Origin of the sequence: Neisseria sp. P0008.S010 (assembly GCF_051962715.1) — a bacterium.
In the GTDB taxonomy this organism is placed as follows: Bacteria; Pseudomonadota; Gammaproteobacteria; order Burkholderiales; family Neisseriaceae; genus Neisseria; species Neisseria elongata.
The window spans coordinates 1-14,303 of sequence record NZ_JBQCVA010000056.1; the positions used below are offsets into that span (position 1 = coordinate 1).

16 protein-coding genes and 1 pseudogene are annotated in these 14,303 nt (G+C 52.8%); 8 read left to right on the top strand and 9 right to left on the bottom strand.

Translation table 11 applies throughout. The features are described 5' to 3' along the window. The 4 genes from ACTHSL_RS11005 to trpD all read left to right on the top strand — a co-directional run. The coding region (locus tag ACTHSL_RS11005) for an integrase core domain-containing protein (protein WP_440381438.1) at positions 1–241 on the top strand (241 nt) is incomplete at its 5' end. 484 nt (positions 242–725) lie between these two features. Continuing rightward, entirely contained in the window at positions 726–1,868 is a 1,143-nt protein-coding gene (gene earP / locus ACTHSL_RS11010; RefSeq protein ID WP_440381439.1) for an elongation factor P maturation arginine rhamnosyltransferase EarP, read from the top strand. Positions 1,869–1,914: 46 nt separating this feature from the next. After that, entirely contained in the window at positions 1,915–2,475 is a 561-nt protein-coding gene (gene efp, locus ACTHSL_RS11015) for an elongation factor P (protein WP_283114477.1), read from the top strand. 404 nt (positions 2,476–2,879) lie between these two features. After that, positions 2,880–3,905 (top strand): anthranilate phosphoribosyltransferase, encoded by a 1,026-nt coding sequence (trpD, locus tag ACTHSL_RS11020; RefSeq protein WP_440381440.1) that lies wholly within the window; start codon positions 2,880–2,882, stop codon positions 3,903–3,905. A 279-nt stretch (positions 3,906–4,184) separates the two neighbouring features. Here the strand turns inward: trpD and clpP are convergent, their stop codons facing one another. The 7 genes from clpP to ACTHSL_RS11055 form a co-directional block, all read right to left on the bottom strand. Continuing rightward, positions 4,185–4,820 carry an ATP-dependent Clp endopeptidase proteolytic subunit ClpP gene (clpP, locus tag ACTHSL_RS11025; protein WP_049248231.1) on the bottom strand — a complete coding sequence of 212 codons (636 nt, stop codon included), beginning with the start codon at positions 4,818–4,820 and terminating at the stop codon, positions 4,185–4,187. Positions 4,821–4,893: 73 nt separating this feature from the next. Then, positions 4,894–6,204: a trigger factor gene (gene tig / locus ACTHSL_RS11030; RefSeq protein WP_440381441.1), complete on the bottom strand. Its 1,311-nt coding sequence runs from the start codon at positions 6,202–6,204 to the stop codon at positions 4,894–4,896. Between the two features lie 242 nt (positions 6,205–6,446). Further along, complete coding sequence (locus ACTHSL_RS11035; RefSeq protein ID WP_440381442.1) at positions 6,447–7,172, bottom strand: DUF6630 family protein; 726 nt, start codon at positions 7,170–7,172, stop codon at positions 6,447–6,449. 178 nt (positions 7,173–7,350) lie between these two features. After that, positions 7,351–7,818 carry a ribonuclease HI gene (gene rnhA / locus ACTHSL_RS11040; protein WP_440381443.1) on the bottom strand — a complete coding sequence of 156 codons (468 nt, stop codon included), beginning with the start codon at positions 7,816–7,818 and terminating at the stop codon, positions 7,351–7,353. Between the two features lie 32 nt (positions 7,819–7,850). Continuing rightward, a complete protein-coding gene (locus ACTHSL_RS11045) occupies positions 7,851–8,663 on the bottom strand; it encodes a TraB/GumN family protein (protein WP_440381444.1) in 813 nt (270 codons plus the stop codon). Then, positions 8,663–10,039, bottom strand: coding sequence for an FAD-binding oxidoreductase (locus ACTHSL_RS11050; protein WP_440381445.1), 1,377 nt, complete (start codon positions 10,037–10,039; stop codon positions 8,663–8,665). The genes ACTHSL_RS11045 and ACTHSL_RS11050 overlap by 1 nt, the downstream gene beginning before the upstream one ends. Before the next feature lie 197 nt (positions 10,040–10,236). After that, a complete protein-coding gene (locus ACTHSL_RS11055; RefSeq protein ID WP_049248226.1) occupies positions 10,237–10,494 on the bottom strand; it encodes a hypothetical protein in 258 nt (85 codons plus the stop codon). Positions 10,495–10,993: 499 nt separating this feature from the next. Here ACTHSL_RS11055 and ACTHSL_RS11060 point away from each other — a divergent pair, with 499 nt between their 5' ends. Then, entirely contained in the window at positions 10,994–11,467 is a 474-nt protein-coding gene (locus ACTHSL_RS11060) for an FKBP-type peptidyl-prolyl cis-trans isomerase (RefSeq protein WP_049248225.1), read from the top strand. A gap of 125 nt (positions 11,468–11,592) precedes the next feature. On the opposite strand, the pseudogene ACTHSL_RS11065 reads toward ACTHSL_RS11060, so the two are convergent. Together ACTHSL_RS11065 and ACTHSL_RS11070 are read right to left on the bottom strand one after the other, a co-directional pair. After that, positions 11,593–11,712: pseudogene (locus ACTHSL_RS11065) on the bottom strand (IS5/IS1182 family transposase); the annotation flags it as partial. 137 nt (positions 11,713–11,849) lie between these two features. After that, positions 11,850–12,311 carry a hypothetical protein gene (locus ACTHSL_RS11070; protein WP_283119519.1) on the bottom strand — a complete coding sequence of 154 codons (462 nt, stop codon included), beginning with the start codon at positions 12,309–12,311 and terminating at the stop codon, positions 11,850–11,852. A gap of 141 nt (positions 12,312–12,452) precedes the next feature. Between ACTHSL_RS11070 and ACTHSL_RS11075 the strand changes: the two genes are divergently transcribed. The 3 genes from ACTHSL_RS11075 (at position 12,453) to ACTHSL_RS11085 (ending at position 14,222) form a co-directional block, all read left to right on the top strand. Further along, on the top strand, positions 12,453–12,992 hold the full coding sequence (locus tag ACTHSL_RS11075) for an NUDIX hydrolase (RefSeq protein ID WP_440381446.1): 540 nt from the start codon (positions 12,453–12,455) through the stop codon (positions 12,990–12,992). A 138-nt stretch (positions 12,993–13,130) separates the two neighbouring features. Then, a complete protein-coding gene (locus ACTHSL_RS11080; protein ID WP_440381447.1) occupies positions 13,131–13,787 on the top strand; it encodes a protein-L-isoaspartate O-methyltransferase family protein in 657 nt (218 codons plus the stop codon). Between the two features lie 108 nt (positions 13,788–13,895). Further along, the gene (locus ACTHSL_RS11085; RefSeq protein ID WP_107919212.1) at positions 13,896–14,222 is read left to right on the top strand and encodes a rhodanese-like domain-containing protein; all 327 of its coding nucleotides are present in this window, start codon (positions 13,896–13,898) and stop codon (positions 14,220–14,222) included. Positions 14,223–14,303 lie beyond the last annotated feature (81 nt).

Genomic DNA, 14,303 nt, shown 5'->3' on the forward strand with positions numbered 1-14,303 from the left:
CGGGATTGGTCAAAAGTTTACCCGGGTTGCCCGTCCGCAGACCAACGGTAAGGCGGAACGGGTTATCCGCACCCTGATGGAGATGTGGCATGAGAAACAGTTGTTTGACAGTCCGGAACACCGGCGAAAGGAGTTGTGCCGCTTTGTTAATTTCTATAACACTGTGAAGCCGCACCGCAGTTTGAATGGCGATACGCCGTTTGAGGTATTGCAGGCTTACTTTTCTCAACCTGTAGTGTAAACAACGCGATGATTTCCCACAGATATATTTATCATCCGTACATATTACGCCTTCAATATAAGGAGGCAAAACGCTTATTGGAGAAAGCGTATCCGAGCAAAGAATCTGCAGTTATCACTGCCAACCAGGTTCAGTCCTTTGTCATTTTTTAACAAATTTCCCGATAAAACAAGGCGTCTTTGAGTTGCCCACAAAATCTGTGGATAACTTTGTGAATACAGTGTGGGCGACAAGGGCTTTTGCTGTTGAATCATTGTTTGCCCTTAATTTGCCTAAAAAATAAGCAATACATATTTTTATTTAAATACAACGCTTTATATTATTTTTTACCTTGTCAAGCATGATAAATGAAATTTCCTTACGACATCGGCAATTATTTTTGTCAATGTGGATAAACGGCATTTTATTGCTGTTTCTCGCTTGACAAAACGGTAAATCGGCGTAAAACCGCGCCGCTGTCCGCTTAAATATAAAGATCCGCACAATGCCTCATTCCGATACTCTTTGCTGTCATTTATTTTGCACCGTTATCGACAACTTCGGCGACATCGGCGTCAGTTGGCGCTTGTCGCGCATTTTGTATAACGAATTGGGTTGGCAGGTAACGTTGTGGCTTGACGATGAAACTGCTTTGCGTACTTTATGCCCGGACCTGCCCGCCCTTCCCTGCCGTTATGCGGGCATAGGGCTGAAAGTATGGCGGGAAGGGGAAGAGTGGCCGCAATGGTCTTACCGTGCCGACATAGTCATCGAAACTTTCGGCTGCCGCCTGCCTGATGCCGTGAAAAAAAATATACGCGATCAAAACGCCTTATGGCTGAACTGGGAATACCTGAGTGCGGAGGATTGGGCTGTGGCCATGCACGGCAAACCGTCTCCGCAAACCGACGGAACGGCGAAATATTTCTGGCTGATGGGTTTTGACGAACGCAGCGGCGGCCTGTTACGGGAGAAAAACTATGCCGAACTGATTGATTTTGACATCGATGCCTTCAGAAAACGGCTGGGGCTGCCGTTCAAAAATGCACCGGAATGGCTGCTGTTCGGCTACCGAAGCCCGATATGGGCGGATTGGCTGAGAATGTGGCAGGACGCAGGCGAACCGATAACCCTGCTGTTGGCGGGAGGACAGATTATCGACAGCCTGAAACAGGCCGTCGCCATTCCTTCGGGATGTTTGACGTGCGACGGCGACAGCCTGCAAACCGGCCCGGTCCGGCTGGTTCGGATACCGTTTGTCCCTCAGGATGAGTTTGACCGCCTACTGCATTGTTCAGACGGCCTGATTGTACGCGGCGAAGATAGCTTCGTCCGTGCCCAACTTTCAGGCAAACCGTTTTTCTGGCACATCTATCCGCAGGACGAAATGACGCATTTGGACAAATTGTCGGCATTTTGGCGGCAGATATATCCCCTATTCCCGTCCGAATTGGCAACAGCCCATCGCGCGCTGTCCGAAGAATTGAACGGCAAAAGCCGTCTGAACCCGCATCAACGACTGAAATACTGGCAAACCCTGCGCCACGGGCACAGCCGATGGGCGGCTGTGGCGGAAAGCTGGCGAGACCGCCTGTTCAGGCAACAAACGGCAACGGAAAAACTAGCCAACTTTATCAAACACCGCTAAAATGGCGCGCTTTGATTTTTAAACCTTTCAGAATTGGAACAGCAACATGAAAACCGCACAAGAACTGCGCGCAGGCAACGTATTCATGGTCGGCAACGACCCGATGGTGGTACAGAAAACCGAATACATCAAAGGCGGCCGCTCTTCCGCCAAAGTCAGCATGAAACTGAAAAACCTGCTGACCGGCGCGGCTTCCGAAAACATCTATAAAGCCGACGACAAATTCGACGTCGTCATCCTGGCCCGCAAAAACTGTACTTACAGCTATTTTGCCGACCCGATGTACGTCTTCATGGACGAAGAATTCAACCAATACGAAATCGAAGCCGACAACATCGGCGACGCGCTGAAATTCATCGTCGAAGGCATGGAAGACGTATGCGAAGTAACCTTCTACGAAGGCAACCCGATTTCTGTGGAACTGCCTACCATCATTGTGCGCGAAGTCGAATACACCGAGCCTGCCGTTAAAGGCGATACTTCGGGCAAAGTGATGAAAACCGCCCGTCTGGTCGGCGGCACCGAAATCCAAGTCATGTCCTACGTGGAAAACGGCGACAAAATTGAAATCGACACCCGTACCGGTGAATTCCGCAAACGCGCATAACTTGGGCTAAATCCCATTCATCAGAAGGCCGTCTGAAAACATATTTCCCGTTTTCAGACGGCCTCTTCCTATCTGAGGGCTCATACAAAAACACAGCCTGCCTTGAAACGGCCGCCACCATATCGGCTTAACACATTTTCCAAATCAAACCGCAAAGCCGGTTTGTCGCGTTTTCAATATCATGACCACCCCATGCCTGAGGCCGTCTGAAAAAACGGGGCAGCGTTTCAGACGGCCTTTCTTACGCACAAACGGGGTAGCCGCTATAATCTCATCCTTTCCGCCAAGCCAACGCCGCTTTCAGACGGCCAAAGACATAGCGGCATCTCCGACCCACCTTCATACCGGGTGGCGATTCGGGGCAATACCGCCCTGTTACAACCCATCACAAGAAAGGAACAGCTATGATTACTCCGCAACAAGCCATCGAACGCCTGATTAGCAATAACGAATTGTTTTACGACGAAATGACCGACTTGATGCGTCAAATCATGAGCGGCCAAGTGCCGCCCGAACAGATTGCCTCTATCCTGACCGGCCTGAGGATTAAAGTCGAAACGGTTTCCGAAATCACTGCGGCCGCGGCCGTGATGCGCGAATTTGCTACCCCCGTTCCCGTAGCAGACAAAAGCGGGCTGGTCGATATCGTCGGCACAGGCGGCGACGGTGCGAAAACCTTCAATATTTCCACCACGGCCATGTTCGTCGCCGCGGCTGCCGGCGCGAAAGTAGCCAAGCACGGCGGCCGTTCCGTTTCCTCATCCAGCGGTGCTGCCGACGTCGTCGAGCAAATGGGCGCGAAAACCGATTTGTCGCCCGAACAAGTGGCCCGAACCATTGAAGAAACCGGCATCGGCTTTATGTTCGCACCCAACCACCACAGCGCCATGCGCTACGTTGCCCCCGTGCGCCGCTCCCTCGGCTTCCGCAGCATTTTCAACATCTTGGGCCCGCTAACCAATCCGGCGGGCGCGCCCAACCAACTTTTAGGCGTGTTTCACAAAGATTTGTGCGGCATCCTCTCGCGCGTTCTGCAACAACTGGGTTCGCAACATGTTTTGGTTGTTTGCGGTTCGGACGGCCTGGACGAAATCACCCTCACAGGCGAAACTTATGTGGCCGAACTGAAAGACGGCACCATCCGCGAATACACCATTTCGCCCGAACAGTTCGGCCTGCCGTTGCAGCGCAATCTGGATGAAATCAAGGTAGCCGACAGCCGGGAATCGCTGTCCATGATGAACGCCGTGCTGGCAGGTGAAGCAGGCGCGGCTCGGGATATCGTGCTGCTCAACGCCGCTGCCGCGCTATATGCCAGCAATGTCGCCTCCTCCCTGACGGAGGGCATGGCTGCGGCGAGGGAGGCTATAGACAGCGGCCGCGCCAAAGCGAAACAGGAAGAATTCATCGCCGCTACTTTAAAAGGGTAAACGATACGGCGTTCTGTTTCGATACTGGGCGTATGGTGAGATGAAATCCTGCGGTCGTACCGGATCGGCTCCCGCCAAATTTGGCCTGTTATAGTCGGTTTGCATGGTTAACAAAAGACGTACGTCCCGTCCCCTGGCAAACCGTATTGTTTCGATGCACGCCCCGTATCAGCATATGTTCGTCCGCTGTCGGGCTGTCATCAATAAGGAAGGCCGTCTGAAACATATCTTTCAGACGGCCTTCTTATATCAAACAGGTTATCCCTGGGAATTTCCGGTTTATTTGCTCATTGCTTTAAAAGCATCCGCACGGGTGGCGATGACTTCGTCAATCAGGCCGTATTCTTTGGCGGCTTCCGAAGACATGAAATTGTCGCGGTCGGTATCCCGTTCGACTTTTTCCAAAGGCTGGCCGGTATGCTTGGCCAACAATTCGTTCAGTTTCTGCTTGATTTTAATCAGTTCGCGGGCATGAATCTCGATATCGGAAGCCTGTCCGCCCAAGCCGCCGCTAATCAGTGGCTGGTGAATCATGATGCGGCTGTTCGGCAGGGCGAAACGTTTGCCTTTCGCACCGGCAGACAGCAAGAATGCGCCCATGCTGGCAGCCTGGCCGAGGCACAGGGTGGATACGTCCGGCTTAATGAAATTCATGGTATCAAACACCGACATACCGGCGGTTACCGATCCTCCGGGCGAGTCGATGTAAAAGAAAATGTCTTTATCGGGATTTTCGCTTTCCAAAAACAGCATTTGCGCCACAACCAGATTCGCCGTATGGTCGGTAACGGGGCCGACTAGGAAGATGATGCGTTCTTTCAACAGGCGTGAATAAATATCGAAAGCCCTTTCACCGCGCCCGCTTTGTTCGATAACGGTAGGAATCAGGGTGTTGTTGGTAATTTCGGGAAACATCTCGGCTCCTTTTGTTTAAAAAGCACCAAAGCGCATCGGCAGCTTCGGTGCTTGTTTCGCTTTTCAGACGGCCTTAGGCTTGGTTGCCCATGACTTCGTCGAACGACAAAGCTTTTTCGGTTACTTTGGCTTTGCCCAGTACAAAGTCGGTTACATTGGCTTCAACAGCTAAGGAAGTCGGGCCTTGCAGGCGGCTGTTGTCTGCGTGATACCAATCGATGACTTCTTGCGGATCTTCGTAGCTTTCGGCAAAGTCGGCGATAACTGCGTCGATTTGCTCTTTGCTCGGCTCCAATCCGTTGGCTTGTACGACTTCGGCCAGAATCAGACCCAATTTGACGCGGCGTTCGGCCTGCTCTTTAAACATATCGGCCGGCAAGTCTAGGTTTTTCGCATCGGCCATGCCTTGGTTGATGAAGTTCTGCTTCATTTCCGCAGCCAGTCGTTCGGCTTCTTCGTTAATCAGGGCGTTCGGCACCTGCAATTCACTCACGGCAAGCAGTGCTTCCATTGCAGCTTCTTTGTTTTGGCTGTCTACGCGGCGTTTTACTTCGCGCTCAACGTTTTTCTTCACTTCCGCGCGCATGGTTTCGATGTTGCCGTCGGCAATACCCAAGGCTTTGGCGAAGACTTCGTCTACTTCCGGCAGTACCGGTTCGGCTACGTTGCGCACGGTAATGGTGAAGACGGCGGTTTTACCGGCAACTTCTTTGCCGTGGTAGTCTTCGGGGAAGTTTACTTCGACGTCTTTGCTTTCGCCTTCTTTCAGGCCGTTCACGCCTGCTTCAAACTCGGGCAGCATTTGGCCTTGACCCAATATGAAGGCATAGTTTTCGGCAGAACCGCCGGCAAAGGCTTCGCCGTCGATTTTTCCTGCGAAGTCGATGATGACGCGGTCACCGTCTTTGGCCGCACGTTCGGTGTGGTTGAAGCGGGTGCGTTGCTGACGCAGGATGTCGATGGTTTTTTCAACTTCCGCATCGCCGACGGAGGCGGTCACTTTTTCAACTTCCTGGCCGGACAAATCGCCGACTTTCACTTCGGGGAAGACTTCGAATACGCCGGAGAACAAGAAGTTTTCTTTGTCGTCTTGACCTTCAACGCCTTCCAAACGCGGCATACCGGCGATTTTCCAGCCTTCCGCAACGGCGGTGTCGAAGAATACTTTTTGTGCCAATTCGTTCATGACGTCGTTTTGGATGCTGGCGCCGTACATGGATTGAATCATCGACAAGGGTGCTTTGCCGGGGCGGAAGCCGTCGATGCGGGCTTTGCGCGCGGTTTGTTTCAAACGCTTGTCGCATTCTGCGTTGATGCTGCTCCAAGGCAGGGACAGCGTTACTTTACGTTCCAGGTTTTCAAGTGTTTCTAGTGTTACGCTCATCGTAAACCCTTAATTTTTTCAGTTAGTCGGTGTGTATGGGCCGCAGCCCGTTCGGTATGGAAGCCCCGTTCTGCGGGACGGAAAACAAAGCGGCGAGTTTAGCATAATTTTGTTTTCTTGGCATGACGGCTTGCGTGTCGGCAGAATGCGCTCCCAAGATGCAAAAGGCCGTCTGAAAGGGGGTTAAAGGGATATTCCGGACAGGGCGGAATGTCATGTTTTCAGACGGCCTGCATCCTTATTCAAAATTCGGGTTCAGAATCCGCGCGCCATATTTGCAACCCGTATTGTTCGGAGGCGTGCTCGAAATCGGCCGCATCCTGTTGTGGGACGGCAATGAATGTGTAGTAGTCGCCGCCGGTTTGCACACTGTAGAGGACGGCGCCGGCAGCCAGCAGCACGGGATAGGCAGCCAAGGCCAGTTGGTCGGGCAGCCCTTCTTCCATTTGTTCTTCGCTCCATTCCAGTTTGGCGTTGAAGCGGTCGGCAATGTCGGCGATAAAGCCGATAAAGCTTTCCCCGTCTTTCCAATCCACGGAAAACAGATGCTCGGTGTCATTCAAATTATTGTGCAGCAAAAAGAAGCTTTCAATGATGCTGCCGAAATCCAATTCTTCCTCATCGTCGGCGTTTTCTTTCAAGTTGGCAATGATGGCGTCCACTTCTTCGGGTTGGTCGCGGTAGATAACGCCCAACCATTGCCTGAACAGTGCTTCGGCGGACTCGTCGTCTGCTTCTTCTTCCGAATATTCGGATTCTTCCAGCAATACGGCTGGCCCGGTATGCCCAAGCAGCGCGTCGGATTTGTCGGACGGCGCAGCCTGACTGCCGTTTTTACGGAAAAACAGCAATGCCAATAAGGGCGACAACAGCAACAGGATAACTATCCAAAAAAATCTCATGAGGTTTCCTTGTGGTTGGATGATGTTGAAATCGGTCGGGAGGCCGTCTGAAAAACAAGTTTTCATTTTTTTCCGCCACGTTTGAAAATCAGGCGTTTGTCTCCCGATAAAAACGGATGAACGCATCTTGATATTCGGCAACCGCCGAAACCGTCAATTCCCTATCATATAGCAGAATACCTTGCATGAAGGCAGTAAAAGCGGAGTAAGCCGTTTTTTGTAAAAATGAAGCACCTGCATCCCATTATGACCGCCCTGCCCGGCCGGCTGCGGCTGCCGCGCCGCGGTTAGCCAGTGCGTCCGCACGTTCGTTGTCCGTATGCCCCGCATGGCCTTTTACCCACCGCCAAACGACGTCGTGTTCGCCGCACAGGCGGTCGAGTTCGCGCCACAGGTCTTCGTTTTTGACCGGCTGTTTGGCGGCGGTTTTCCAGCCGTTTTTCTTCCAGCCGTGTATCCAGCTTTCCATGCCGTTTTTAACGTATTGCGAGTCGGTGTGGATTTCGATGCGGCTGCGGCGGTTCAGGGCTTTCAGGCCTTCGATGACGGCGGTCAGTTCCATGCGGTTGTTGGTGGTTTGGGCTTCGCCGCCGAAGAGTTCTTTCTCGTGCCGGCCGTAGCGCAACAATGCGCCCCAGCCGCCCGTGCCGGGATTGCCTTTGCATGCGCCGTCGGTGTAGAGGTATACGGTTTTGTCGGTGGTTTCTTGCATGATGTTTTTCGGGCTTTCAGACGGCCTTTTGTCTATTCGGCAACAGGTTCGACCGTATAACCCTGCCGCCGTAACTGCATAATCAGGCCGTTTTCGTCGGGCAGGTGGGCGATGCCGACGGCAATCAGGTTTCGGCGTTTGGGCAGTTCGTTCAAAATTTTCGGCAGCCACGCGCGGTTGCGCGGCAGCAGTACGCTTTGTTCCAGCCAATTTTGCCAGAAAGCCGTGCTCTGCGGCGGCAATCCTTTACTGTATTCGCTGCTGTCTGCGGAAAGGCGCATCAGTTCTTTCAGACGGCCTGAATGATACAGTGCGTATTGCCGTTCGATTTGGGCGGCGGTTTGTTCTGGATGGCGGTTGTTCGCGACGATGAGTTCGGCAATGCGCGCGGTCGGCAGGGTTTCATAAGGACGCGTGATGTCCTGATAACGCTCCAAACTGTCGGCGGGTATGCGGTATTGCTCGGCGGCACGGGCAAGCAGGCGGTCTATGCCTGAGGCCGTCTGAAAGCCCAGCGGCTTGACGGAAGCCTGCAGCATCAGCGCACCCCAAGGCGTCATATCGTCCAAACCGGCGGCTGATGCGGCATCGGGCTTGGACGGCATGGCGACTTCGGTTATCAGCCGGTCGCTTTTCTGCAGGATGCGGCGGATGTTGTCGGGCAAGGCATCGCCGCTGCGGCCGACGTGGTGCGTTCCCAAAAGATAAGAATCGGGCTGGCCGGCCTTGCTGATTTTCCACAAACGGCTGTCCATTGCCGGCGTATGCCAGTCGAAGGCCTCCGCCAATGCGGGGAATGATAAAAACAGCAGGCAGGCGGCATGGCGGATAAGGCGTTTGCACATTACGGCTGCTCCGGCAAAAGTTTGTTCGGATTCATCATATTGTGCGGGTCGAAAGCAGCCTTGACCGCACGCATCAGGGCGATTTCGGCAGTGCTCCGCACACGCGGCAGCCAGTGGTTTTTCACTTGGCCTATACCGTGCTCGGCGGCAATCGTACCGTCGCAGGCCAGCACGTTTTCGTACACAACCTTATTGACCGCATCTTCATAAGCATAAACACCGTTGTCTGAAGTTTGCGGCAGGAAAGTGTTGTAATGCAGGCTGCCGTCGCCCAAATGACCGAATACCACGATGTCTATGCCCGCAAAAGCCGCCTGTAAGGCATGGCCGCAGTTGGCGACAAATTCACCCACCCGCGCAATCGGCATGGCAATGTCGTGTTTGATGCTCGCGCCGAGACGGCGTTGGGCGGCAGAAATGTTTTCGCGCAACGTCCACATATCGCGCCGCCCGCTTTCCGACTGAGCCAAAATACTGTTGTCGAAACCATGCTCCATCAAGGTTTCGGCCAACAGGTCGGCCAAATCGCCACGGAAAAGCGAGTCGGTCAATTCCAACAGAATGTGCCATGGCGCATCGGTCGGCGGCGTAATACCGCTGTATTCGGACGACAGTTCCAAAGCAAAGCGGCTGATCAATTCAAAACTGCACAGGCGTTCGGCAAAGCGTTCCCGAATCAGGGTCAGCAATTCGACCGCCTGCCCAATGCCGTTCACACCCACCCAAGCGGTTTCGCGGCTTTTCGGCAGGGCAAACAGTTTCAGCGTGGCGGCGGTGATGATGCCCAGCGTGCCTTCGCTGCCGACAAACAGTTGGCGCAGGTCGTAGCCCGTGGTGTCCTTGTGCAGCGGATGCAGGTGCGAAACCAATTCGCCGTCCGGCAGCACCACTTCCAAACCCATTACCAAATCACGCATCGTGCCGTAACGCAACACGTTCAGCCCGCCCGCATTGCAGGCGATATTGCCGCCGATTTGGCACGATCCTTCGCTGGCCAGGCTGAGCGGAAAAAACCGACCCGCACCTTCCGCCGCCTGCTGCACGTCATGCAGCACGCAACCCGCTTCAACGGTAACCGCATTGTCAGCCGTACTGATGTTGCGGATGCGGTTCAGACGGCTTAAATTCAGCAAAACGCCGCCACTCGGCACAGCCGCGCCGCACAGTCCGGTATTGCCGCCCTGCGGGGTAACAGGGATGCGGTGCCCGAAACAAAAACGCATGATGGTTTGCACCGCCTCCACGCTTTGCGGCTGCAACACCAAATCGGCCGTTCCGGTATAGCGGCGGCGTTGGTCGGTCAGCAGGCCTGCAGGCTCGGACAGAATTTCCTGCGGCAGCAGCAAGGCGGCAAGTTGTTGGTAAATAGCAGACATAGCGTTTGAATATTGACAATGGAACGCGGAATTATAATGGAAACAGACAGGCCGTCTGAAAAAGGTTTTCAGACGGCCTGTCTCCGCATAGGGACGGATAGGCTGATTTCAACCATTCTGAACTGCATCAAACCGACAATGGTCAAAACAAAAAGGAACGCCGAAGCGCTCCTTTTTGAGAATGATGCTTTACAAAATTATTTGCTGGCAGCAGATGCAGCAGCCTCAGCAGCAGATGCAGCAGCCTCAGCAGAAGATGCAGCAGCCTCAGCAGCAGATGCAGCAGCTTCGCCGGCAGCAGATGCAGCTTCAGTAGCGGCAGATGCTGCAGATGCAGCTTCAGTAACAGCAGTAGATGCAGCGTTAGTAGCAGAAGCGGCAGCATCAGCGGCTTTATCACCACAAGCGGTCAAAAACAAAGACATCAGGGCAGCGGCCAAAAGAGATTTTTTCATATTAAACACCTAACTTTAAAACAATATTATAGTCAATAAAATATCAGCAAAAACACACCATCCGGCTCTGTTTGGGCCAGATGGAAAATATTTGCAGATTCATGCTGAACGCCGCAATTATGCCCCTCTGCTCCTGCAAAATCAATCATACTTTTGACCTGAATCACACAGCATTAAGCCTATGCAAAGTAGAATCTCCCGTTTTTGAAACAAAATATATGCAAAAGACATATACGAAACATAGATATTCAACACCGCCCTGGCTATATTTTTCCATTTCTATCACTGTGTTAATCATCATTTTCTGATACTCCGGTTAAACATCCACATAAAATATTTATTTACCACAATATCGGTTTATACGTAGTAAAAACGCAACAATAATCTTCAAATAGCAGGGGGTTGGCTGCATTCCCCTAAGCCCCATAGCAAATAACTAAGTACATACGGCTACTATGTTACAATGTAGTCTTTACTAACCTAATTCCGAAAGACATCCATGATTAAAAAAGACACCGTCGTCGGCCTGCATTACGAAATGTTTGACGCCAACGACCAGCTTATCGACAAAACAGAGCAGCCGATTGTGTATCTGCACGGCGGTTACGACGGTATTTTCCCCTTAGTGGAAGAAGCCTTGCACGAAAAAAACATTGGCGACGAAGTGGATGTCGTATTGCAGCCCGACGATGCTTTCGGCGAACATGACTCCGATCTCATCCGTATCGAATCTGCCGATGCTTTCCCGACCGAAGTCAAACCCGGCATGATGTTTGAAGCCGATATGCCTGACGGCGACGTGGTGGTGTTCCGCGTAGAAGATGTGGCGGAAGGCAAAGTCGTGGTAAACGGCAACCATCCTCTGGCCGGCATGAAAATCCGTTTTAAAGCCAAAATAGAAAGCATCCGCCCGGCGACGGCAGAAGAAATCGAACACGGCCATGTTCACGGCCCGCACGGCCATCATCACTGATCAGCCTGTTCCAAATCATTATTAAGGCCGTCTGAAAACCGATTTTCAGACGGCCTTTTATCTTAACCAGTCTGGTTTTCCCATCTTTTCAGGCCTTTTTTCCTACCGAACCGGACTTTACCGTACACATATAGTGGATTAAATTTAAACCAGTACGGCGTTGCCTCGCCTTGCCGTACTATTTGTACTGTCTGTGGCTTCGTCGCCTTGTCCTGATTTAAATTTAATCCACTATAATTGTACTTTCCCGCTTTCTTATATCCGACTTTAGGCAAGCGGCAGGCCCGCAAAACAGCCGGTTTCAAAAAATCCTGCTTAAACAATCCTGAACGGTATCAATCGCATCAAATTCGGCTTGCGGTTTTTAGCGTTTATTCATTCCCTATTCAGGGCATTTTCCAAATTTCACGATATATTCGTGATCCTTGCGATAGCTGGACTTCCCATACAGCACATCATCAACCACACACTTTCCGCCATTGCAGGAAATCTTGAAATCATTATCGACCCGGCGTTTTCCCTCGACCAAATAATGCGCGTGCACCATGCCGTTCGGACGCACGGAAATCTTCAATTTCTGCACCCACGGCACTTCGCTGTCGCCGTTACTGAAGCCCAATTGATAATGCTCGAACAACTCGCACCCCATCGGCTCGTCCCGATAGGCAATCTTCTCCCCCTTGCGGACAATCCGTTTAAACTCAGGAGAGGCATATTTCATAAAACCTTGTTCCCGATAAATCTTTTCCACCAAACGGATTTTCTCCGCATCCCGGTCATTGCCCGCCCATGCCGTGCAAACGGCGCAAAGCAGCATAGACAACATCACACCTTTCGTTTTCATATTATTTCCTGTCAAACCAAAATCGCCATATTCTAATTTCCACCAGCCCGTACGGCAAATCAAACCTCAAGGCCGTCTGAAAACGCTATAATCACAGCCGCCGCCTTTTCAGACGGCCCGAACACCATCAAGGAAAGCATCATGGATTTAACCGAAACCCAAATCGGCAGCGAACCCATTTTCAACGGCACATTTGTCACCATCGCCTGCGACACCGTCCGCCTGCCCAACGGCAATAACAGCAAACGCATCGTCATCCGCCATCCCGGGGCGGCCTGCGTTTTAGCCGAAACCCCAGACGGCAAAATCGTCTTTGTCCGCCAATGGCGTTACGCCACCGGCCAAGCCCTGCTCGAACTGCCGGCCGGCAAACTCGACGCAGGCGAAGACCCTGCCACCTGCGCCCTACGCGAGCTGGCGGAAGAAACGCCTTATGCCGCCGAAAAAGTGGAATTGGCCGCCACCTTCTACACCGCGCCAGGATTCTGCGACGAAAAAATGTATCTCTACCGCGCCTTCAACATCAGCAAAAGCAGCAAACTGCATCCCGACCAAGACGAATTTGTCGAAACCGTGCTGCTTGACCGCCAAGAAGTACTGGCCGCCATCAGAAACAACGAAATCCAAGATGCAAAAACCTTAATCGGCCTGCAGCACTGGCTACTGGCAGAGGCCGTCTGAAAAGGCCGCCAACCGCCCTACCCCGCCCTTCAGACGGCCTCCACCGACAACCGGCATTATCCGCCAACTGTCAAAGCCACACTAAAACCTTTATAATCCCGCCGTCTGCCACACCGAAGCAAAACAACGGAGCACAAAATGGACTTTGCAAAAGCACGTTTCAATATGGTCGAGCAACAAATCCGTCCGTGGGACGTGTTGGACTTCGACCTTCTCGACGCACTGGAAGCCATCCCGCGCGAAGCCTTTGTCGGCGAAGAACAGAAAAACTATGCCTACGCCGACCTTGCGCTGACACTGCCCAACGGCGGTGCCATGCTGGAACCGAAAATCGTCGCCCGCATGATTCAGGGGCTGGCCTTGAAAAAGACCGACAAAGTGCTGGAAATCGGCACCGGTTCGGGCTATGCCTCAGCCGTCTTCTCCAAACTGGCGGCGGAAGTGGTTACCGTCGACATCGACCCCGAACAACAAGCACGCGCAAAAGCCGTACTGGACGGATTGGGCTACGACAACATCGTCTTCCAAACCAACGACGGCCTGAGGACGCAAAATGCCTCCGCCCCGTTTGATGCCGTATACATCGGCGGCGCGGTGGACGACATCCCCGAAATCCTGAAACAGCAGCTGCGCGACGGCGGCCGCCTGATTGCCGTTACCGGCAGCCATCCCGTTCAGCGCGCCCGCCTGATTACCCGGAACGGCGACAGTTTCAGCGAAAAAACACTGTTCGACACCCTGATTCCCAACTTGAACGGCAAAAAAGCCGCTCCTTTCGGCGGATTCGATTTTTAAACCATACTTCCATGATGCAGCTTGCGGCCGGGCATTTCCACCCGGCCGTTTCTACTCAAAGGCCGTCTGAAAACGGCAAACCGCATTCACACAAACCGAAATCCGATTATGTACGACATCCCGCAACTGACCCCGCAACAACTGCAAGACAAACTCTCCGCATCCTCCGATATCCTGCTGCTGGACGTACGCGAACCGGAAGAAGCCGCTCTCTGCCGCCTGCCGAACAGCATTCTGATTCCGATGAACGAACTGTCCATGCGCCAAAACGAATTGCCGGACGGCAAAGAAATCGTCGTCTATTGCCACCACGGCATCCGCAGCCAATATTGCGCCCTCTATCTGGCCGACGCCGGCTTTGAGCAAACGGCAAACCTGAAAGGCGGCATCGACGCGTGGGCGCGCGAAATCGACCCTGCCATGCCCCGCTATTGACCGGCTGAGACCTTTGCAAAATCCCCCCAAATCCCCTAAATTCCCACCAAGACATTTAGGGGATTTCTCATGAGCACCTTC

Excerpts from the sequence above, each read along its gene's own strand:
- ACTHSL_RS11060 (WP_049248225.1), top strand. The coding sequence starts at position 10,994 with ATGATTAAAAAAGACACCGTCGTCGGCCTGCATTACGAAATGTTTGAC.
- efp (WP_283114477.1), top strand. The coding sequence starts at position 1,915 with ATGAAAACCGCACAAGAACTGCGCGCAGGCAACGTATTCATGGTCGGC.
- ACTHSL_RS11055 (WP_049248226.1), bottom strand. The coding sequence starts at position 10,494 with ATGAAAAAATCTCTTTTGGCCGCTGCCCTGATGTCTTTGTTTTTGACC.
- ACTHSL_RS11085 (WP_107919212.1), top strand. The coding sequence starts at position 13,896 with ATGTACGACATCCCGCAACTGACCCCGCAACAACTGCAAGACAAACTC.
- earP (WP_440381439.1), top strand. The coding sequence starts at position 726 with ATGCCTCATTCCGATACTCTTTGCTGTCATTTATTTTGCACCGTTATC.
- ACTHSL_RS11035 (WP_440381442.1), bottom strand. The coding sequence starts at position 7,172 with ATGAAAACTTGTTTTTCAGACGGCCTCCCGACCGATTTCAACATCATC.
- ACTHSL_RS11045 (WP_440381444.1), bottom strand. The coding sequence starts at position 8,663 with ATGTGCAAACGCCTTATCCGCCATGCCGCCTGCCTGCTGTTTTTATCA.
- ACTHSL_RS11075 (WP_440381446.1), top strand. The coding sequence starts at position 12,453 with ATGGATTTAACCGAAACCCAAATCGGCAGCGAACCCATTTTCAACGGC.
- clpP (WP_049248231.1), bottom strand. The coding sequence starts at position 4,820 with ATGTTTCCCGAAATTACCAACAACACCCTGATTCCTACCGTTATCGAA.
- ACTHSL_RS11070 (WP_283119519.1), bottom strand. The coding sequence starts at position 12,311 with ATGAAAACGAAAGGTGTGATGTTGTCTATGCTGCTTTGCGCCGTTTGC.
- ACTHSL_RS11080 (WP_440381447.1), top strand. The coding sequence starts at position 13,131 with ATGGACTTTGCAAAAGCACGTTTCAATATGGTCGAGCAACAAATCCGT.
- rnhA (WP_440381443.1), bottom strand. The coding sequence starts at position 7,818 with ATGCAAGAAACCACCGACAAAACCGTATACCTCTACACCGACGGCGCA.
- ACTHSL_RS11050 (WP_440381445.1), bottom strand. The coding sequence starts at position 10,039 with ATGTCTGCTATTTACCAACAACTTGCCGCCTTGCTGCTGCCGCAGGAA.
- tig (WP_440381441.1), bottom strand. The coding sequence starts at position 6,204 with ATGAGCGTAACACTAGAAACACTTGAAAACCTGGAACGTAAAGTAACG.
- trpD (WP_440381440.1), top strand. The coding sequence starts at position 2,880 with ATGATTACTCCGCAACAAGCCATCGAACGCCTGATTAGCAATAACGAA.